Origin of the sequence: Blautia sp. DFI.9.10 (assembly GCF_024461705.1) — a bacterium.
GTDB classification, from domain to species: domain Bacteria; phylum Bacillota; class Clostridia; order Lachnospirales; family Lachnospiraceae; genus Blautia_A; species Blautia_A fusiformis.
This window is the reverse complement of record NZ_JANGAA010000030.1, coordinates 1-20,780: the sequence shown is the minus strand read 5'-3', so window position 1 is coordinate 20,780 and position 20,780 is coordinate 1. Positions and strand designations below refer to the sequence as shown.

24 protein-coding genes are annotated in these 20,780 nt (G+C 42.1%); 23 read left to right on the top strand and 1 reads right to left on the bottom strand.

Features of this window, described 5'->3' with window-relative positions; all coding sequences use genetic code 11:
- The first annotated feature begins 72 nt into the window (after positions 1-72).
- The 3 genes from trxA to NE671_RS14450 are packed head-to-tail and all read left to right on the top strand — an operon-like array spanning position 73 to position 2,406.
- Positions 73-378, top strand: coding sequence for a thioredoxin (gene trxA, locus NE671_RS14460; protein ID WP_005421612.1), 306 nt, complete (start codon positions 73-75; stop codon positions 376-378).
- A 14-nt stretch (positions 379-392) separates the two neighbouring features.
- Positions 393-713, top strand: coding sequence for a rhodanese-like domain-containing protein (locus tag NE671_RS14455; protein ID WP_015524982.1), 321 nt, complete (start codon positions 393-395; stop codon positions 711-713).
- Between the two features lies 1 nt (position 714).
- Positions 715-2,406 carry an FAD-dependent oxidoreductase gene (locus NE671_RS14450; protein ID WP_092072197.1) on the top strand — a complete coding sequence of 564 codons (1,692 nt, stop codon included), beginning with the start codon at positions 715-717 and terminating at the stop codon, positions 2,404-2,406.
- Between the two features lie 111 nt (positions 2,407-2,517).
- On the opposite strand, the gene NE671_RS14445 is transcribed toward NE671_RS14450, so the two are convergent.
- Positions 2,518-3,177 carry a Crp/Fnr family transcriptional regulator gene (locus tag NE671_RS14445; protein WP_226844672.1) on the bottom strand — a complete coding sequence of 220 codons (660 nt, stop codon included), beginning with the start codon at positions 3,175-3,177 and terminating at the stop codon, positions 2,518-2,520.
- A 134-nt stretch (positions 3,178-3,311) separates the two neighbouring features.
- On the opposite strand from NE671_RS14445, the gene NE671_RS14440 reads away from it, so the two are divergent.
- The 20 genes from NE671_RS14440 (at position 3,312) to NE671_RS14345 (ending at position 20,729) form a co-directional block, all read left to right on the top strand.
- A complete protein-coding gene (locus NE671_RS14440; RefSeq protein WP_015524986.1) occupies positions 3,312-4,232 on the top strand; it encodes a hypothetical protein in 921 nt (306 codons plus the stop codon).
- Positions 4,233-4,317: 85 nt separating this feature from the next.
- On the top strand, positions 4,318-4,644 hold the full coding sequence (locus NE671_RS14435; protein ID WP_226844668.1) for a hypothetical protein: 327 nt from the start codon (positions 4,318-4,320) through the stop codon (positions 4,642-4,644).
- A 131-nt stretch (positions 4,645-4,775) separates the two neighbouring features.
- The gene (locus tag NE671_RS16105; RefSeq protein ID WP_334292421.1) at positions 4,776-4,964 is read left to right on the top strand and encodes a 4Fe-4S binding protein; all 189 of its coding nucleotides are present in this window, start codon (positions 4,776-4,778) and stop codon (positions 4,962-4,964) included.
- Positions 4,961-5,545, top strand: a complete 585-nt coding sequence (locus NE671_RS14425) for a 4Fe-4S binding protein (protein ID WP_092072183.1) — start codon at positions 4,961-4,963, stop codon at positions 5,543-5,545. The genes NE671_RS16105 and NE671_RS14425 overlap by 4 nt, the downstream gene beginning before the upstream one ends.
- 98 nt (positions 5,546-5,643) lie before the next feature.
- Complete coding sequence (locus NE671_RS14420; protein WP_015524988.1) at positions 5,644-6,417, top strand: NifB/NifX family molybdenum-iron cluster-binding protein; 774 nt, start codon at positions 5,644-5,646, stop codon at positions 6,415-6,417.
- Positions 6,418-6,750: 333 nt separating this feature from the next.
- Positions 6,751-7,074, top strand: coding sequence for a thioredoxin family protein (locus NE671_RS14415; protein WP_015524989.1), 324 nt, complete (start codon positions 6,751-6,753; stop codon positions 7,072-7,074).
- Positions 7,075-7,089: 15 nt separating this feature from the next.
- Positions 7,090-8,013, top strand: coding sequence for a thioredoxin-disulfide reductase (gene trxB, locus NE671_RS14410; protein ID WP_173746639.1), 924 nt, complete (start codon positions 7,090-7,092; stop codon positions 8,011-8,013).
- Between the two features lie 552 nt (positions 8,014-8,565).
- Positions 8,566-9,528 (top strand): S1 RNA-binding domain-containing protein, encoded by a 963-nt coding sequence (locus NE671_RS14405; protein ID WP_243874499.1) that lies wholly within the window; start codon positions 8,566-8,568, stop codon positions 9,526-9,528.
- A gap of 91 nt (positions 9,529-9,619) precedes the next feature.
- A complete protein-coding gene (locus NE671_RS14400) occupies positions 9,620-10,072 on the top strand; it encodes a zinc-finger-containing protein (RefSeq protein WP_055066318.1) in 453 nt (150 codons plus the stop codon).
- 18 nt (positions 10,073-10,090) lie between these two features.
- Positions 10,091-10,744: a hypothetical protein gene (locus tag NE671_RS14395; protein ID WP_256164116.1), complete on the top strand. Its 654-nt coding sequence runs from the start codon at positions 10,091-10,093 to the stop codon at positions 10,742-10,744.
- Between the two features lie 73 nt (positions 10,745-10,817).
- Positions 10,818-11,507, top strand: a complete 690-nt coding sequence (locus NE671_RS14390; RefSeq protein WP_118235518.1) for a hypothetical protein — start codon at positions 10,818-10,820, stop codon at positions 11,505-11,507.
- The gene (locus tag NE671_RS14385; RefSeq protein ID WP_173740076.1) at positions 11,467-11,970 is read left to right on the top strand and encodes a hypothetical protein; all 504 of its coding nucleotides are present in this window, start codon (positions 11,467-11,469) and stop codon (positions 11,968-11,970) included. The genes NE671_RS14390 and NE671_RS14385 overlap by 41 nt, the downstream gene beginning before the upstream one ends.
- Positions 11,971-12,083: 113 nt before the next feature.
- The gene (locus NE671_RS14380; RefSeq protein WP_005423033.1) at positions 12,084-12,311 is read left to right on the top strand and encodes a cold-shock protein; all 228 of its coding nucleotides are present in this window, start codon (positions 12,084-12,086) and stop codon (positions 12,309-12,311) included.
- 478 nt (positions 12,312-12,789) lie between these two features.
- Positions 12,790-12,921 (top strand): hypothetical protein, encoded by a 132-nt coding sequence (locus NE671_RS14375; protein WP_005423021.1) that lies wholly within the window; start codon positions 12,790-12,792, stop codon positions 12,919-12,921.
- Positions 12,922-12,939: 18 nt separating this feature from the next.
- The gene (locus NE671_RS14370; RefSeq protein ID WP_256164115.1) at positions 12,940-14,052 is read left to right on the top strand and encodes a hypothetical protein; all 1,113 of its coding nucleotides are present in this window, start codon (positions 12,940-12,942) and stop codon (positions 14,050-14,052) included.
- A 56-nt stretch (positions 14,053-14,108) separates the two neighbouring features.
- Positions 14,109-14,627: a hypothetical protein gene (locus NE671_RS14365; RefSeq protein ID WP_173740075.1), complete on the top strand. Its 519-nt coding sequence runs from the start codon at positions 14,109-14,111 to the stop codon at positions 14,625-14,627.
- A gap of 16 nt (positions 14,628-14,643) precedes the next feature.
- Positions 14,644-15,357 (top strand): hypothetical protein, encoded by a 714-nt coding sequence (locus NE671_RS14360; RefSeq protein WP_173740074.1) that lies wholly within the window; start codon positions 14,644-14,646, stop codon positions 15,355-15,357.
- 36 nt (positions 15,358-15,393) lie between these two features.
- Positions 15,394-16,554 (top strand): ERF family protein, encoded by a 1,161-nt coding sequence (locus NE671_RS14355; protein ID WP_173740073.1) that lies wholly within the window; start codon positions 15,394-15,396, stop codon positions 16,552-16,554.
- Between the two features lie 64 nt (positions 16,555-16,618).
- Complete coding sequence (locus NE671_RS14350; protein ID WP_173740072.1) at positions 16,619-17,884, top strand: hypothetical protein; 1,266 nt, start codon at positions 16,619-16,621, stop codon at positions 17,882-17,884.
- A 154-nt stretch (positions 17,885-18,038) separates the two neighbouring features.
- Positions 18,039-20,729, top strand: a complete 2,691-nt coding sequence (locus tag NE671_RS14345; protein WP_256164114.1) for a SpaA isopeptide-forming pilin-related protein — start codon at positions 18,039-18,041, stop codon at positions 20,727-20,729.
- Positions 20,730-20,780 lie beyond the last annotated feature (51 nt).

The following is a 20,780-nucleotide window of genomic DNA, read 5'->3' as shown; positions in this document are numbered from 1 at the left end:
TAATCACGGAAAATAAATGAAATTAAGACTATAATAAATCTACAAAAAGAGAAAGATAAGGAGGACTGTAAAATGTCTGCTATTAATATCAATAAAAATAATTTTCAGAACGAAGTACTGAATTCCGATAAACCCGTTCTTTTAGATTTTTGGGCATCTTGGTGTGCGCCTTGCCGTATGGTAGTACCTATTGTAGAGGAGATTGCAAGTGAGCGTAGAGATATTAAAGTTGGAAAGATTAATGTAGATGAAGAGCCTGAACTGGCAAATAAGTTCAGTATTATGAGCATTCCAACTTTAGTGGTTATGAAGAATGGGAAGATTGTACAGCAGGTTTCAGGGGCGAGACCTAAGAATGCGATTTTAGAAATGCTTTAGGGGGGGGTGTGCTAATGGGATTTTTTGATCTCTTTAAACAGTCGAATATTAATCAAGGCATAGAAGAATATAAAAGGACTGATGATGCAGTTCTGCTGGATGTACGTACACCGCAGGAATATCAGGAAGGACATATACCAGAAAGTAAAAATGTGCCGTTGCAGCAACTTGACAATATTGCTTCTGTAGCGAAGAATAAGGATATCCCACTGTTTGTATACTGTTATTCCGGTTCACGAAGCCGCCAGGCAACTGGGATACTGCAACGAATGGGATATTCTAAAGTAAATAATATCGGTGGCATTGTAGCTTACTCAGGAAAGGTGGAAAAATAAGATGAAGGTAATAATTGTAGGAGGTGTAGCCGGAGGAGCTACAGCCGCAGCAAGAATACGCAGACTGAATGAACATGCTGAAATTACTGTGTTTGAAAGATCCGGATACATATCCTATGCAAATTGTGGACTTCCATATTATATTGGAGACGTGATCACAGACCCGGAAGAACTTACACTACAGACACCAGAGAGTTTTTTTAAACGCTTCCGTATTAACATGAAAATTCATCATGAAGTTATCTCCATACATCCGGAACGTAAAACGGTTTCAGTGAAAAATTTAGAGAATGGTGAGATATTTGAAGAAAAATATGATAAGCTGATCCTCTCTCCAGGTGCAAAGCCAACACAGCCGAGACTTCCCGGAGTAGGTATTGATAAACTTTTTACACTTCGTACTGTAGAAGACACTTTTCGGATAAAGGAATATATAAATAAGAATCATCCAAAATCGGCTGTATTGGCAGGTGGTGGTTTTATTGGTCTGGAACTGGCAGAAAATTTGAGGGAGCTTGGCATGGATGTTACGATTGTCCAGCGGCCTAAGCAGCTGATGAACCCTTTTGACCCGGATATGGCATCCATGATCCATAATGAAATGAGAAAACATGGGATAAAACTGGTACTGGGCTATACAGTAGAAGGATTTAAAGAAAAAGACACCGGAGTGGAGGTCCTGTTGAAAGATAATCCATCCCTTCAGGCTGATATGGTAGTTCTGGCAATCGGAGTCACACCAGACACAGTATTAGCAAAAGAAGCCGGTCTGGAACTTGGCATCAAGGAAAGTATTGTAGTGAATGACAGAATGGAAACCTCTGTACCGGATATTTATGCTGCAGGTGATGCAGTTCAGGTAAAACATTATGTTACGGGTAATGATGCGCTGATTTCTTTGGCAGGACCAGCCAATAAACAGGGCAGAATCATCGCTGATAATATTTGTGGCGGTGATAGTCGTTACCTGGGCAGTCAGGGAAGCTCCGTTATAAAAGTGTTTGATATGACAGCAGCCACTACAGGTATCAATGAAACCAATGCCAAAAAGTCAGGATTAGAGGTAGATACAGTAATTCTTTCTCCTATGAGTCATGCCGGTTACTATCCTGGTGGAAAAGTGATGACCATGAAGGTGGTTTTTGAAAAAGAGACCTATCGTTTGCTTGGTGCTCAGATTATTGGATATGAAGGAGTTGATAAACGTATTGATGTGCTGGCAACAGCAATTCATGCAGGGCTGAAGGCAACCCAGCTGAAGGATTTGGATCTCGCATATGCACCGCCTTATTCCTCTGCCAAGGATCCTGTAAATATGGCAGGATTCATGATAGACAATATAGCAAAAGGTACCTTAAAACAATGGCATCTGGAAGATATGGATAAGATTTCTAGAGATAAAAGTGTTGTGTTGCTGGATGTGAGAACTGTAGGTGAATTTAACAGGGGGCATATGGATGGATTCAAAAACATTCCTGTAGATGAACTAAGGGAACGTATCAATGAAATTGAGAAGGGAAAGCCCGTTTACCTGATATGCCAGAGTGGGCTACGCAGTTATATTGCAAGCCGTATTTTGGAAGGAAATGGATATGAAACATACAACTTTTCAGGTGGATTCCGCTTTTATGATGCAGTGGCTAATGACCATGCACTGATTGAAAGATCATATGCATGTGGTATGGATTATTAGAAATAAATAAAATATTTTTATAGTTTGATTGTAGTATAAAAAGATCCCCCATTTATTAGAATGACTTTCATAATTCTGATAAATGGAGGATTCTTTAGAGAAAAAAACGTTTTATGATCTTTGTAGTGTTTCCAGTCTTTTCGAATCAAGGATTGCTATTTTGCCGCGAGAGAGTCTGACGAGTCCTTCGCCTTGAAAGTATCGAAGCATTCGAGTGATAACTTCCCTGTGGGAACCAAGATGGTTTGCGATAGTTTCGTGAGTGATTTTCAGTTCATTTGTTCCTTCAATGGATGTTTCTTCTAAAAGAAATGAAGCAACACGCTTATCCAAACTCTTCCACATAATCTGTTCAATCAGCCACATGACATCAGAAAAACGGGTAGCCATTAACTCATTGGTATAGTTTGCGACAGGAGCAGATTCTTTCATGATGCCCTTATAGATTTCAGCAGGGATGATCCAAAGATCCGTATCTTTTTCTGCTTCAATGGTTACTTCAAATTGAATAGACCGCATGATACATGAGGCGGATAAAAGACACATATCCATATCGAACAGACGGTAAAGTGTAATCTCCCGTCCTTCATCTGAAAGTATGTAAGTTCGAAGCTGCCCGGATTTAACCAGTAATAATCCAGTACAGTCCAGGTTTCCATTGTGAATGATCGTTCCTTTTTTTACATCCCGTGTGATTAAATTGTCTGAAATTAGTTTTTTCTGTGCTGTATTTAAGTCATTCCATAGTGGAAAATAATTTTCGAAGCTCATAGCAGTCATCTCCTTTACGAACATAGTATACTTGCTTTTTTAAGATGCGTCAATTAAATAATTGACATATGCCATAAATAAAAATATACTGACTATAGTACATGACGGTTGTAAATATGAGGGAGGGATAAATAATGCAGGGAGATGTCAGTTTTACATTTTTGGACCGAATTGAAGAAGTAGAACTGAATATTGTAGATGGACGATGGCAGTCTGCACTGGCATTGGCATTGACTTTGCCAGATATTTGTGGAGGTATTGCTTTCCCGGAAATTGTTAAACATTATCGAGATGGCCGGGTTATGCTGGATCGGCAAAAGAATCCGACCCGTGATGTGGGAACCCAGTATATTCGCTGGTTTGATGAATATGCAGGGGACTACTTTAAACTATCTCAATCTGGTGAAAAGCCATATATTTGCGGAGAACGCTGTTGGCAGCTTCGATGTGAATATCTTCATCAAAATAAAGGATTTTTGAATGATGAAAATAATATACGCTTTCATCTTGGACTAAACTGTGGAATGTCAGTTTGTCAGTTGGACAGTATGAACATACAGGAGAACGGAAACGATGTTCATATAGACATAGAACAGTTTTGTCTGAGGATGTGCAAGGCAGCAAAGAGTTATTATGATAAAGTTCATTTGGAAAAAGACTTTAGTCTCTATAATACACCAGTTTTGGATTTTGTTCAGGTAACACAAAAAAAGAAAGCTGCTTCTATTATTGCACTAGTCTGTGGCAGTGAACGTTATGCAAAAGGATTAAAAGAAACATTGCAGTTTATTTCAGATCAGATCATGCTGTTTTATACACCGGAAAGTGCTAAAACAAAATTAGGCAGACATAAGCCGGATCTTTGGATTGTTACCGAAGATATGACGAGCCAACCGAATCAGCCATGGCGTGCGGACAGGACAACACCTGTAATTTTAATCACAGGCAATCCTGATGCTGTTGAGATTAAAAAGAATTCAGGAAAACTAACTGTTCTTTCTATGCCATTATCAATAGTTGATTTGCGGAAAACCGTCGAAATATATGTGTCGTGAGGAGAAGTTTATGCTGTACATAATACTATTATTTGTATTTGTAGTTGTATATTTGATGATGCTTATGCGGAGACAGAAAGAAAAGATGAGTGAAATTAAAATACAAATAGATCAACTGCAAGCACAACATGATCGATTGCAGAAAGAAAGGGATCAGTTACAAGAACGGATGAATCATCTGGAAGAGCAACGAGAACACTTGCAAATGCAAACAGACCAGGCATTTCGGAGTTCTGATGAAATCGAGAAAATTTGCGATGAGATATGGAATCATGCTAATACCATTCACCTTTACTCTTCGTTAGCTGAAGAAGAAAGCAAATCTATAACAATGAAAGAAAAACAAAAAGAAATTATTCGAACAACTGAGGAGATTCTAAACATCATATATAAATATAAAGGTAATGTATAATAAAAATATGTCATTGTAATGATTAGCGTTCAAGGTAAATTCTTATGTAATAATGTCACAGAAGGATTTACCTTTTTCAGGTACAATAGAGATACAAAATTTGAAAGGGGAACAAAGCATTGGCAAAAAGAGTGGCAAGTGTCGATAAAAAAAGATGTGTTGCCTGCGGAGTATGTGAAAATACTTGTCCGCTGGCAGCGGCCAAAGTTTACCATGGATGTTATGCTGTGATAGAAGAAACAGTGTGTGTAGGATGTGGAAAATGTGCAAAGTCCTGTCCGGCAGGTTGTATTGAAATGAAAGAGAGGACAGCGATGTGAAGAAAAAGAAACATTGGTATGATTATTTATGGATATGGGCGATCCTTTATTTTACACTCGGTTTTTTTAATATTTTGTTCGCCTGGTTTGGGATGATTGATTTCCTGTTGCCGTTAGGAATAGCAATATTCGGTGGAAATAAATTTTTCTGTAATCATTTGTGTGGACGTGGCCAGCTTTTTAGTAAGCTTGGTGGAGATTTAAAATGCTCAAGAAATAAACCAACCCCGCGATGGATGAGTTCAAAATGGTTCCGATACGGCTTTTTGATATTTTTCCTTACAATGTTTGGGAATATGGTATTTCAGACATATTTAGTTGGTGCCGGAGCATCATCCTTACGTGAAGCCATCAAATTATTCTGGACCTTCCGTGTTCCGTGGGGATGGACATACACTGCCGGAACAGTAGCTGATTGGGTGGCACAGTTTAGTTTTGGATTTTATAGTTTGATGCTTACATCTTTGTTGTTAGGGTTGATTGTAATGGTGTTATATAAGCCACGAACCTGGTGTACATTTTGTCCAATGGGAACAATGACGCAGGGTATCTGTAAATTAAAAAATAATGAAAAGAAGTAATACTATAAGGTGATTCATAAAAGGCATATGTCAAAAACGTTATTGACATATGCCTTTTATAGGGCTATTATATAAGAAAAGCGAGAAAGGAGCAGTTTATGCCGAGACCAGTAAAATGCAGAAAAGTCTGCCATTTCCCCAATGTTTTAGAATTTCTTCCGGCAGATGATACGGAGAAAAAAACACCCATTGTTCTGACGGTAGATGAGTACGAGACAATCCGTCTTTTGGACAAGAAAGGTTATAGTCAGGAGCAGTGTGCAGTATCTATGCAGATCGCAAGAACGACGGTCCAGCGGATTTACGAGATTGCCCGGAAGAAAATAGCAGATGCACTTATTGACGGACATCCGCTCAGAATTGAGGGCGGGGATTTCAGAATCTGTGACGGTCAGAGCGGCAACTGCAGCTTTGGAGGATGTTACAAACAGGAAATTTACAAAAAATATGCAGCAGAAAAAGGAGAAGGTATTATGAGAATAGCAGTAACATATGAAAATGGACAGATTTTCCAGCACTTTGGACACACAGAGACATTTAAGATTTACGATGTAGAGGAAGGAAAAGTAGTACATTCAGAAATAGTAGATACGAATGGAAGCGGACATGGCGCATTGGCAGGAGTTCTTAATGCATTGAATGCAGATGTTTTGATTTGTGGCGGAATCGGAGGCGGCGCACAGACAGCGTTAGCGGCAGCAGGCATCAAGCTTTTCGGAGGAGTTTCCGGAGATGCAGATGAAGCAGTAGAAGCTTTTATCAATGAAACACTTGAGTATAATCCGGATGTGAAATGTTCTCACCATGAGCACAACCACGGGGAAGGACATACATGTGGTGAGCATGGATGTGGAAGCCACAGCTGCCATTAAGAAGAATAGCAAAAAATAATAGTACGAAAGGATGTGCCAAGGTAATGTAGAAGTTACCGCAGTACATCCTTTTGTGTTATGTGATTCTCATATTGATTATTTCTTACTTGCCGAAAATAATGAATTGAACGTATAATACTCCCATCTTTTTGTAACTGTCAAAGATGAGAGTATACTTAATTTATTGAGAAGAGTCAATTATATAACTGACATATGCTGTAAATAGAAGTAAAAAAGCGTAATAAAGTAAATCAACTTTTCTGTGATATCATCACGGAAGCAAGCACTTATTTGGGGTATATTAAGTTCAAATAGGAGAAGGAGTTGAAAAATATGACATCTATAAATATAAATAAAGAAAAGTTTGGACAATTAATTCATAAGGAAAAACCGGTTTTGGTTGATTTCTGGGCACCGTGGTGTGGTTATTGCCGTAGAATTGGAGCAGCTTATGAAAAAATAAGTGAAGAATACAGCGATATTCTTGTTGCTGGAAAAGTAAATATTGATGAAGAACCGCAGATTGCAGAAGCTGAAAAGATTGAGGTGATTCCTACGCTGGTTTTATATCGAAATGGAAAGGCAATAGATTCTATTGTTGCACCTGAATCAAAAATAATGATAGAGAATTTTATTAATGAAGCATTGGAAAAATAAAAGGAGGACTGCTGTATGAATGAAAATCATGTTTACGATATGATTATCGTAGGGGGAGGACCTGGAGGGTATACTTCAGCATTATACGCAGCCAGAGCAGGACTTGATACAATTGTTATAGAAAAATTATCTGCAGGTGGTCAGATGTCATTGACCTGGCAGATTGATAACTATCCTGGTTTTGAAAATGGAATTGACGGATTTTCATTGGCAGAGAAAATGCAAAAACAGGCGGAAAAATTTGACGCTAAAAGTGAATATGCTGAAGTTTATAATATGGATTTAACAGGAAAGCTTAAGAGAGTAGAAACTAGTTCGGGAATTTATATTGGGAAAACAGTAGTGATTGCTACTGGAGCAAATCCAAGAGAACTTGGCCTTGCTAAAGAAAAAGAATTGATAGGTCATGGGGTTGCTTATTGTGCCTCCTGTGATGGTATGTTTTATAAAGATAAGATCGTGGTGGTTGTTGGTGGTGGAAATTCTGCTGTATCAGATGCTGTTCTTTTAAGTCGAATTGCTAAGAAAGTCATCATTGTTCATCGAAGAGATACATTACGTGCAACGAAAATCTACCATGACCAGCTGATGAAAACTGAAAATATAGAGTTTCGATGGAACAATACAGTAAATGAACTGATTTATGGAGAACGATTGACTGGTGTGCGGTTGAAAGATACAGTTACAGGAGAAGAAAACATTATAGAATGTGACGGCCTGTTTGTGAGTATAGGAAGAAAACCGACAACAGATTTTTTAGGTAATCAGATAGAACTGGATAATAAAGGATATATTGTGGCAGGTGAAAACACTGAAACGAGTATTCCGGGTGTTTATGCTGTAGGAGATGTCAGAACAAAGTTACTTCGTCAGATAGTAACAGCAGTGGCAGATGGTGCTATGGCAGTACATATGGCAGAAGAGTATGTGGAGAAATAACAATCAGAATTTAATTGTTTAAGAAATTGTTCTTTGGTTAATGGCATTTTTATGTATCCTCTAGTTTTACTAAAATTCAATATGTATTATGTATATAAATAACAGATAATCAGGTATTATCCTTCAGCTATTTGAAAAAATATATATCTACTGCAACTGTTCCGTAATATCTATAGTTTAAAAATGTACAAGAAGGTCGGTTGTCTTATTGGGGACGATTAAGAGGAAGAAATAAACACTATATAATGAAACAATTACATATGAGATGGAATTTTCTATAAGGACACAGGAATCTGGCAGTTCTTAGTGTTACTAAATCCTTCTGTCGTACAGGCTTCATAAAAGGAACTAATATGCGACACTATTGCAATCGAGGTAATATTGACATAGAATTCCATGTATTATAGAATGGTATCTGTAAAAAGAAGGCATGAAGAAAGCAGCTTTAAACGGGCTGCTTTTTTTGTGTCTTCTTTTGTCTTTCCTGAGTACCGGAGGAGTTTTCTGGATGGAGCAGAGAAGACAAAAATAAATAAGAACAGGAGGAAGTATATGGAGGATACCAAAAAAACAGTTTTGGCGGGAAATGGGGAAAAAGATGTTCCGCGTGCGGTCTACGATGGTGTTTTGACAATTGATGTAGACGCACAGGTTGAAAGCATGGAGGAACAGGAAGAAGCCAGATGGCATCAGCTTTTGAATGCACATCGTACCAGAAAGATCCTGACGGGCCAGCTCGGGGGCATTGAAAAACTGGAGAGCGGGTGGATGGTCGCTGTTACATACTTTAATGGTTTCCGGATCATTATCCCAATGAATGAAATGATGATCAATCTTCAGGGAGACGGGCGTGAAAATGCGGATACCTTAAACCGTCAGGTCCGTATTGCTAACAACATGCTCGGCTGTGACATTGATTTCATCATCAAAGATCTGGATAACAAGAGCCGGAGTGTTGTAGCATCCAGAAAAGATGCAATGCTTAAAAAGAGACAGACTTTTTATATCGGAGAAGATACAGAAAAACCAATGCTCTATGAAGGCAGGATCGTAGAAGCAAGGGTGATCGCAGTAGCTCCCAAAGCAGTCCGCCTGGAAGTCTTTGGTGTAGAAGTATCTGTCCGGGCCAGAGACATGGCCTGGGAGTGGATGGTAGATGCCGGAGAAAAATTCCAGGTAGGCGATCTGGTGCTGGTCATGGTCAATAAGGTGGAAGCAAGCTCTGTTGACCAGATCATTATAGATGTGGATGCAAAGAGTCCGACAGCCAATATCAATAAAGATAATCTCCGGAAATGCCATAAACAGGGAAAATATACAGGGATCATTACGGAAGTCTATAAGGGAACCTATTTTATCCGCCTTGATATCGGAGTCAATGCCGTGGCACATTCCTGCAATATGTCCGCACTTCCGGGAAAGAAAGATAAGATCGGATTTGTGGTGACCCGCATCAACGACAACTATGAAGTGGCAGAAGGCATTATCACAAGGCTTATCAAAAGAGCTTCCTGAAAATATTTTTATGATTTTCAAAGAATTCTGTTGACACAGAAAAAGGGATTTCTTTAATATCGGAGAAAAAGATGGAAAGGGGTGACGTCAGATGGCAAAAAAGAAGAAAAAACAGATGCGGGAAACCTTGTACTGTCCGTATTGCAAAAGACCCGGGGTACTTAGGCCTGCGGCTTATGTCTATGGGGATAACAACCTGGATCCGGAGAAATACCTGTATGTATGCAGCGGCTATCCTTCCTGTGATTCATACATTGGGGCACACAAAAAAAGTATGCGTCCCATGGGAACCATGGCTGACAGCAATCTGCGTAATAAGCGGATCGAAGCACACAGAGCTTTGGATGCAATCTGGAAAAATGGTTATATGACCAAACACAGCACATATATCTGGCTTCAGAACCGTTTGAATCTCCGGGAAAAGGACACACATATCGGGAAATTTTCTTATTACCTGTGTGAACAGACCATCCGGGAATGTACAGACTATATAAAAAGCCGAGAGGAAAAAAAGAAATCCCCGGATAAAATAAGCGTGGCATGACGGAAAGGATGGATGCCCTTGAGACTACAGGCGACAGAAGATGATGTATATCATCTGATGGACCTTAAAGAACAGTATTTTATTATGACAGCAATATGCAGTGTGGCAGAGGGAATCAGCGCATACTTTTTCATATACCAGAAAAGATGCTGGGATCTTGTATATTTGTGTACTGCACTGGCGCTTGCGATAATCCTGCTTCTTCGTCAGGCCATAAAAATCAGCCGGAGGATCATGGAGGCAGAAAACTGTTATATGGCACTTGAAGAGGACAGCCTGGCAGTCTGCCAGCCGGAAAAGAACGGAAAATATGAGTCCTGCAGGATCTTTTACGATGAGATGGACAAGATCGTAGAAGGAACCAGGCGGGGAGTTCCGGAATTTTATATCGTGATCCGAAAAGAAGGGAAAGAACAGAAAAGCTTTTTCCTTTTGGATGAGGAAGAACAGGAACGGGATGTTTTCTGTGTACGATCCTTTGGCTTTGACAATCAGGGATTCATGGAGTTTTATCGGAAACTCAGGTGGATCGTTCCGGGAAGAACAAGGATTATCGGGACCAAAACCCAGGAAGTATGGAAACTGCGGCGGCCGAATATCGGAATCTGTACGGCAGCAGGCATGCTTTTGGGGTATGCACTTCCAAAACTCCTGGAAATGATGATGTATTGATAACAAGCTATATGGAAGAAAGCAGATCAGAAGCAGAGACTAAAAAGAGTGAAAATGACAAGGAGGAAATGTCATGAGATGGTATACAGCAATCGGAATGAAAAAAGATGATGCAGATGGAAGGTTTTGCGTCTGGGTAGATGGGGAAGAAAAAGTACTTACAGAAATGGAAACTATTTTGTGGGCTGCGCTCACCTGGTCTTTCTGTGAAGAGGATAAGGTCCATTCCCAGATGCATCGTCTTCTTGTATTTAGCCTTGGAGAAAAACAGGCACAGGAATGGGCGGACAAAGAGGATTTTCAGTTTTGCCTGAACCGTCTGGTAAAGCGGGGCCTGGTTGTTCTGACAGAAGGATGTACCAGAGAGGAAGCTGTATACAGTATTATCAGCCGGTCAGTCATGGCTCCCATGGCCTTTTCACGGACAGAACGCATGAAGCATTTTATGGAAGCCCTTTCCATGGGAAAAGGACTGAAGTTTTCACTGAGGGCTTTTAAAAAGCCGCTGCTTACAGAAGAGGAATACCAGCTACTTTCCTATCTTCAAAGAGAAGGGGATGTTTCCTATCATCTGAAATGCTTAAAAGAAAAGGCAAAAAGCAGGGAGTCCCATTTGGAAGATTCCCTCCAGGAACAGATACAACGGGAATTTATAAGCCGCGTAGCGCAGCTTTACTATAAGAAACAGCTTGTGATCGACAACATAAGAAGGGAGGACTGTCTTGAAGCAAACGGAACATCCGTATTGGCACAGGCTGTATAAATGCTTGGAAGATTTTGGCACACGTTATCAGAATATACCGGATTTTTTTAAGGACAGGATCCAGCGATATGGTATCCTGTCTCTTTTTATCCTGCTTTTCGGATTATTTATGGGAACATGGATGAAAGATAAAACTTTTATTTTCTGGTCTTTCCTGCTTGGGATTATCGGATTTATAAGAACATATCTTATTTTCCGCACCGCTGATAAAAAGACCTATGAAATCGTGGAAGGGCTGGTAACCGGGATAGACGGGAAAAATCCCTTTGCAAGATTACGGAAGATCCGGGTAAGTGATCCGGCCGGACGGCAGAGTGAACTTTTGCTGGATAAAAACGTAAAAGTTTTGGAGGGAAAACGTTACCGGTTTTATTTTGGCATAAATGAAAAGAAGCTGGTAGGAATCCGCCGGGTGGATGCAGCACTCAATAACGGTACTTTTTTGGGAAACGAAGAAATATAAGAGGAAGAGATTCCTTTTATAGCAGGGAGGGGAGCACCAGGCATGGTTCGATTCCATGCTGCCCTGTTTCCGCAAAAGACTATTGCGGGAAATACAGCAAAGGAGAGAAGGATATGTCAGAAACACTACAGGGAACCGTGAAATGGTTCAGCGCACAGAAAGGATACGGCTTTATCACCGGTGAAGACGGGATTGATTATTTCGCCCACTTTTCGGAGATCCAGATGGATGGATACCGGAAATTAAGCGGTGGCCAGCCGGTCCTTTTTGAAGCAGGGACGGATGCCAATGGGCGAAGCCTTGCCAAAAATATTTCCCCGGCGGATCCAAACGCTGAGTAAGACGTTTTCATAGTGCATGTACAGATTACCTATTCCCCTCAGATACATGCACTTATGCAGACGGATGAAACAGACAGGCGGTATCATGCCGCCTGTCACAACATGTAGCAGAATAATAAAGATAACTCACACAATAACACAATATATAGTTAAAATCAATTGACAACCACAAAATGTTGTGGTAGTCTTTAAATGAAAAATAATTTAACAGTCTATAAAAGACTGTGGTTATTCTTTAGTTCCGGACATTCCGGAAGAAACACTTTGGGGCAGCTTTGCCCTTAATGAGAAAAAAATGGATATGCAAAATATAAGGAAGATGCAAGAAGGAAAGAAGATTCTTTTTGTGTCTTTTTTTATTGCATAAAAAGCAGAAAGGAGGAGCACGAATGAAACTGGCAGTTAAGGAAACTGCAAAAAGAAATACCTTAAGAACATCAAAAAAAGAAAACACATTGTAAAATCAGGAGGGTCGATTATGGAGACAATTAAATGGGAAAACGCAAATGCACTGGAAATTGGAATGCTTATGGAGATGGCAGAAGACGGCTATGTATTTTGCATCGAAGATGGAAAGATACAGGCTGTTGAAGTCCGGATTTTCAGCTAGCGTGGAAAGGCGGACATTATGTATTATAAAGATGACTTTTATAAGGAGTTCCGGACAGAAAAGGAACTGTGCGAGTATCTGGAAGAGATAGACAGCCGGGCAGAATGGATCCGGATCACCAGTAAGAAATTAAAGGTGGCAGCTGCAGGAGAGGAAACCTGCACAGAGGTTCCGGGCATTTCCCTGGAAGCACTGGAAAAAGATACTTTATCTCATTCCAGGCTGGTTCTTATCCTGCCCGAGAGGATCTGTTATATAGGAAATTCAGCAATCAAATCGTTGAAAGGACGGGCCAGGATTGATGGAAAAGCCCTGGCAGATGTCGATAAGAAAACACTGGCAGAGATCTTGAATAAATGCCTGAAGGTTGCAAGAGGAAGAGCACTGATCCGTTTCTGTGAAGGAAAAATAAGGGCAGTCCTGTCTGGTGATGAAAAAGATTATGCCATCATATCCATGCCGGATATGTACATGGTTACCTCGGCATATATCCATGGGGACTATGAGAAGGCAACGTTTTTAAACGGCTATGCAGATCATTATTCTGTTACGGCGTCCTGGCAGCTGGAAGATACGAAACTTACAGATGTTTATAAGGAACTGATGCAGAATTATGGAAGAAAGACCGATAAGGACATAAAAGCAGTTGTACGGATCACTACGTCAGACGTTGGTGTGTCCGGAGCGAATATTTTTTATTCCCTGCAGGAGCCGACAAGAAATGTGATCCTTGGCAATGCCCTGAAGGTTACGCACAAAAACTGTAAAGGAATGGAAGATTTCACGGAAAACATAGAGTCGATCTTTGATTACTACCGGGAAGTCTTAAAAGGGGTCATGCGGCTGTGTGATATCTGGATCGAGCATCCGGCAAATGCCATGGCTGGGATCATGAAGCAGGCGGGATTTGAAAAAAAACTGCTTGCAGAAACCGTGGAGCAGTTTAAGGCTACTACCGGGAATGAGCCATGCAGCGCATACGAGATCTACTGCGGGATCTGTGAATCCATTACCATTGCAAGGCAGGAAAAGACGAATGAGAGAGGACTTTTAGCTCTGGAAGAAAAAATTGCCGGCTGTGTGTCAAAACGCTGGCATGAATATGATATTCCTGGCACTGTAAAATACTAACAGGATTTAAAAGAATGGAGACAGCATGGACTGTCTTTTTTTGATGGGAGGAAAACATGAAGGTTACGAATGGAAAAGATGTGGCAAGGCTGCTGGTAGATGAATACTTGAACTGCCATCCCACCGGACACAAAAAATTTATGGAGTCCATGGCAAAAGAGCAGCAGGAAATAAAAGACAATTACACTTATCTTGGGTTTGCCTGGCTAAAAGGTCTTTCAGAGGTCAGATATTACGATCTTCGAAACGAAGCATCGAAACTGATGGCCGATGATCTGTGTCTGCATGTAAAGGAACAGCCAGAAAGGGTGCGCCTGGTGTATGAAGGTGCAGAGGAAATGGAGATCAATCCTTCTGATGAAGAGCAGATGGCAAAAATGTTTACCTGCTACCTGCTTGCAGGAAGTATGGACGGATATGGGGAATTTGTGGATTATGCCCTTGATACCCACCGGACACTGCAGCAGAACCTGACACGTTTTTTTGTGGAATGGTTTACAAAAGCAGAAAAAGGCTCTGCATTTTTAAAACGGGCAAAAATGGTGTATTCCAGGTATTCCCTGCCATATATCTAAATTACGGAGGTATGTGATGGATAGAAAACTTCCGGACTGGTTAAAAGAGAGCAGGGAGGCAGAAAAACTGATCGCATGGCTGAAATCGCCGGATTGTGAAGTAAAAGAATTTTCCGGACAGATGTTTATAAAGGCAAGATATGGAAACTGTTTCTTTTTCTTTGACTGTTTAAAGGAAAACAGAAAAACAGACCGGAACTGGTGTGCCGTGATCCACATGCCGGAGTATTCCCTTTATGAAGCAGAAGATCTTTTTCTGAAGCCGATCGGGATACCGGATGATTTTGGTTTTCCTGTGCGTGAGGATCTGATCCCGAAACTGGAAACACAGATAAGCCGCATTGGAAAGAAACTTATCCGGGAACAATGGGATGAACTTTTGTTAAAAGGCGGGTATGCAGCTGCACAGATGATCCCGGAGATTAGCAGGGTTTATATCCAGCTAAATGCAGACCGTTTTATTAAAAAAGGAAAGCGGCCGGAGGATCTGATCTATCAGCCGCAGTTTCATTTTGCGGATATGAAGTGGGAATTTTCTGACCGGATGTTTCTGGAATATTTAAGCAACCCGCAGCGGGCAGCAGAGCTTTTCGCCCAGAAGTGGCTCCTTGAAAAACTTCCGGAGATTTCAAAAAAGAAGATCTGTATCGGATGTATCCGGGAGGAAATGGAAGAAATGTTAAAAAAGACTGGGACAGGGCCGGAGGTAAGCCTTCCGCGTTCTGCTTAGTATAAAAAATGAAAAAATCAGGAGGAAACGAATAATATGGGTAAATACAATTACATGAATCTGAACCAGAAGATGATCAGGATCCGGAAGAAAGTGCCGAAGCTGATCCGCAAACGGTACAGTGAGGACGTTACTTATGATTTTGTAAAACTGGATGATATTTATGAATGCCTGACACCGGCCCTTAATAAATATGGGGTCGATTTTGACATCTTAAGTGAAAGACCGACACAGGTGGACGAACAGGGCAATTCCGTGTTTTTAAAGGAAATGGGAGCACTCTGGAGATATGAGGCTGACCTGGAGCTGTGCTGGACCAATGCAGACCGTCCGGGAGACAAGGTACGGAGCTTTTTGCATGTCATTGGAACCAATGAAGCACCGGATAAAGCAAAAGGTGCGGCATGGACGTATGGCCTGAAGTATTATTTCTTGAATAAATTCAACATCATGCAGGCATCTGGAATAGACGATCCGGACATGCGTGGGACGGAAAAAGAAGAAATGCCGAAGCAGGAAGCTTCCGTAAAACCGGAAAAACCGAAAAAGAAACAGGAAAAGGCAGAAAGAAAAGAAGCCGCAGCAAAGCAGGAGCAAACGGAACCGGTCAGGGAAAAGAAAACGGATCGTAAAAAACTGCATGATGGAAATGCCATATCAGAAGGTACTGTAAAAGTGGAATATGCAGTGACGGATACAGAAGAAAACCTTCCTGGACAGATGACTTTTGGAATGGAAGAAAGTGAAAGCGGACTGGAAGAATTTTCCGATGAAGAAACCAAAGCGGAAGATCCGGTTCAGACCGAGGAAATCTCCGTAGATGAAGAAATTACTGCCGAGACGGATGCAGACGGTTTCCGTGCAGTAGAAGAAACGGATGAAGTTCCATTTGATGAAGATGATGAGATTTCTTTTGATGCAGAAGAAGAGGAAGAAACACCAGAAGAGACTGCAGAGGAAGTGTTGGAGGATATGGCTCACGAAGAGGATGCAGAGGATGAAGTGAAATGGGCAGAAAAGGTTATCTGTAATTTTGTTGTCTATGCCGGAACCCCTCTTGGGGAAATGATGCAGGATGCCAGAGGTTACCAGACAATCAAATGGCTGGTACAGCGTTACAAAGGCCAGAATCAGGAAATACAGAAAGCTGCGAAGATTCTTTTGGATCATGAAAAGGAAATGCAAAAAGCAGCCTGAAAACAGAGAAATAGTTTGAGGTGGCTCCGGGAACGGGGCCATCTTTTATGAAAAGGAGGAAGGCATGTATGCCAGAGAATCGTTTACGATCGCAGAAGTAGCAGATCTTTTGTCAATCCGAAGACTGAGTGCTTCTTACCAGGACGAATTTCCGGTGGAATGTCCCTTTTGCGGGGATTTAAGAGGAAAATGCAGTTTTTGCATCCGCAAAAATGGAGAACTGAAAAATGTTTACCATTGCTATCACTGCGGGGCGGCCGGGAACATGCTGACACTGTATGCGGAACTATCCGGCATTTATGGAAGGAACCGGTATAAAGAAGCCTACCGGGAGATAAGTCAGGCACTTTCTTTTCCTGGAACGGATGAAAGACAGCAGTCCACGACACGAAATGGTTTCGCTTCTATCGTTTCTAAAAAGAAACGCATTTCCCTTACGGAAGAGGAATTGGATTACCGGGATCATGTATATAAGGAAATGCTCACTTTTCTTAAGCTTAAGGAAACACACCGGAGGAACCTTCTCCTGCGTGGGCTGACGTTAAATGAGGTCAGACAGATGGAAGAACGAGGTTTTTTAAGTACGGATGATGAGAATTCCGTGACCATTGCCAGAAAGCTCTTAAAAAAGGGATTTCGCCTGGATGGGGTTCCTGGATTTTTCATCAATCGGGATGGTGACTGGGAAGCTGCTTTTTATAGGAAGAATAACGGGTATCTTTGCCCAGTCCGGGATGGGAAGGAACGGATCATAGGATTCCAGATCCGGCTGGATGTTCCTTTAAAAGAACGGAAGTACCTCTGGTTTACCAGCAGCGGCTTAGAAAGAGGCACATCAAGCGGCAGCCCGGCAGGAATGTTTGGGAAAATAAAGGATGGCACGGTTTACGTAACGGAAGGGATCTTAAAGGCAGAGATCGCATGGATGTGTACAGGAAATCCTTATATCGGAGTCCCTGGAGTTTCCAATCATAAAGGACTGGAAACTGTCTTGCGAAAACTGAAAGAGCAGGGGTTAAAAAGAGTTTACGAATGTTACGACATGGATAAAATGATGGAATTGTCCTGTAAGCACGATGAAAAAAGTGCGTGCCGGCAATGTGAACATGGAATTTATCTGTATCATGGAGAATGCCCCAAAAAGCGCAGAAAGCGGGACATGATCCGAAAAGGCTGTATAAAACTATATGAGATCTGTGAGGAACTGAATGTGTCCTGCAAAAGAGTTACCTGGGATACCGATGCATCCGGTACCTGGATGGAACACTACAAAGGCGTGGATGACTGGATCCTTCAAAAAGAGGAAAAAGAACACAGGAAGACGGCATAAAATGTTTGGTCAGATAAAAGGGAAACTGGAATTTTTTTCAGTTTCCTTTTTATCTGGCTGAAAAAGCCGGAAGAAAGGAGAAAGCGATGCAGATAAGAGACGGACCAAAAGAAAACTGCCGGGAAAAAAGCAATCATGAAAGGAGAACGTGCACTTGGAAAAAAACTGGAAGAAAAGATGGATGGCGGGTGCGATGGCTTTTGCTCTGTGCTGCACTACGCTCTTGCAGACGGGAGCTTCTGCAGTATCCGCCGCTGAGGTGGGAGGCGTTTCCGCACAGAGCGAGACGCAGATCGAGGTACAGACAGAAACACAGACAGAAACGCAGACGGAGAAAAGCGAGGAAGAACTGATCGAGGAAACCGTTGCTGATCCGGAACTTGCGCTTATGGTTACCGAAGGGGAAGCCTTTGATATCCAGAATGATTTTACAGGACTGAAACTCTCTGAAGGAGACCATGTGGAACTGAAAAAAGCAGCAATGGAAGACGGGACTGTATTTGATTATAACCATGCGGGAACCTATAAATGCGTATATCTTGTTACACCCGCATCCGGGGAAGCCTATCTGGTTGCCAGAAACATTACGGTGACACCAAGGGAAGCAGAAACAGACGGATCCAATGGCGGTCAGGAACAGGAAAGCGGCGATGACGAACCGGAGGCAGACCCCGTCCTCCCGACCATAAGCCCGGAAGATGCCCCGGAAACCCTGGAAGAGCCGGAAGAAACGGAGGAGCCAGAAGAAGAGGAAGCAGAAGAATTTTCCGATGAGGAACCAGAGGATGGAAGCCATCAGGTTGACATCGTACAGGGAAATGAATTCAATATTGAACTGGACCACGAGGACGGACGTTACCAGACGGGGGAGACGGTCAACTTTTCCGGTGATATCCCGCAGGGAAGCCTGATCGCAGTGGGAACAAGTCTTGTCGAAGCAAACCAGACAGAGAATACCGAAGATCTTCTGTATGCAGAAGTAAGCTACGATGAGGGAACAAATTCCTTCAGCTTTGAGATGCCGGAAGATGATGTTGCATTAAGTGTGGTATATGACCAGGCTGAGGGCGGTATTAGTACCATGGCAGCTTCCGATGGAGACTTGTGGGATGATTCAACAGACATTGAAGCTAATACCTATTACTATTATTCAGATGGAAAACTGCATCCTTTTGATTCTGTTATGGGACAGGGCGGAAATGATTCCTATAAGTATATCCGTTACAAAGCAGGCGGAAAGACTTATACCGTCTATGCATACTGCATGCAGCACAGTAAACAGTCCCCGCCAAGTGGAACGACTTATAAAAATATGGTCGAACTGGATGAGGGCGGCGATGACCGTTATTTAAGGAAGGCCATGTTTTACGGATATGGCGGTCCCGGATGGGGCGGCACATTCAACGGCTATAATATCAAATCCATCATGGAAAAATACGGCTGTTCCTCCGAGACCCGTGCAATGCAGCATTATCTGGTCGATTATTTATATGACGGGGAATCCGGATTTGGAGGATCCCTTTCGACAACTGCCAAAAACATGTTAAAAGAGATCAAGGCAGCCCTTGCAAAGATGCCGGATCCAACGACCATGGAGCTGACACCTGGGCTCAGTGCTTCTGCAAATGGAAACCAGAGCCCGACCTTCACATGGAAGGCAAACGCAGCTTTTGTGATCACGATCCATCTGGAAAACGGGGTCTCCCTTGTAAATGAGACGACAGGAAAAACCGGGACCGGAAATGTGAGCGTAAAGGGCGGTGAAAAATTCCATCTGGAAGCAACCACCCAGAATATTGGAAGCCTGAAAGGAAAATATGCGATCACATCCAACTATCCGCTTAATTTCCATGCCATGCTCTTAAAGCTGGCGAACAGCCAGGATATCGGCTTTGGATATTATACCGATACACTGGAGCTGAATCTGGAGGTAGACTGGCCGGATGAAGCAACGGTCAAGATCATCAAAAAAGATAAGGGAAGCAACGCGCTCCTTGCAGGTGCCGTTTACGGCATCTATGCAGATGAAGCCTGCACGAAACTTATCAAAAAAATGCCGGCAACAAATGCAAAAGGGGAATCCGAAGTAAAGATCACCAAAACACAGGATACCGTTTACCTTCGTGAAATCTCAGGCCCATCCGGATATGTGCTGGATACGAAAGCCTATGGGGTAAAACTGGTCGTGGGGCAGACCGCTTCCAAGAACTTAACGGATAAAGAGCAAAAAGGTGCACTCACCATTTATAAAGAAGGAGAAGTGCTTACTGGAGCGACCGTCACGGAAGATGGTGTGACCTTTGCCTACGAAAAACGGAAATTGAAAGGAGCCGTTTACAGTGTTTATGCAGGTGCAGATATCAAGGCGGCAGATGGCACCCTCATCTATAAAAAAGGTGCACTTGTCAAGGATAATCTGGTTACCGGAGATGACGGAAGCGTTACGTTAAAGGATCTCTATCTTGGCACCTACACAGTAACCGAGACGAAAGCTCCGGATAATTATGTATGCAAAGGAGAGTCTAAGACTGTTGAGCTTGTGTATGCAGGCCAGACCGTAGAAGTGCAGACTGTCAGTGCAACATTTTTAAATGAACGCCAGAAGGCTGCAGTCCGTGTGGAAAAGCAGGACGAAGAGACAAAAAATCCGCTCTCCGGAGGCATCTACGGGCTGTATGCAGCAGAAGATATCAAAGTTGATGGTAAGACCGTTGTTCCCAAAGGAACCCTGATCGAAAAAGCAACGACCGGAGCCGATGGAAAAGCTTCTTATAAAGCGGAACTTCCGATTAATTACAGCTACAGCATCCGGGAGATCCAGGCACCGGAACTTTACCTTAGATAGGTAATTGCGAAACTCGCGGTGCTCGTTCGTAACCTTGAACCAAAACAAGGA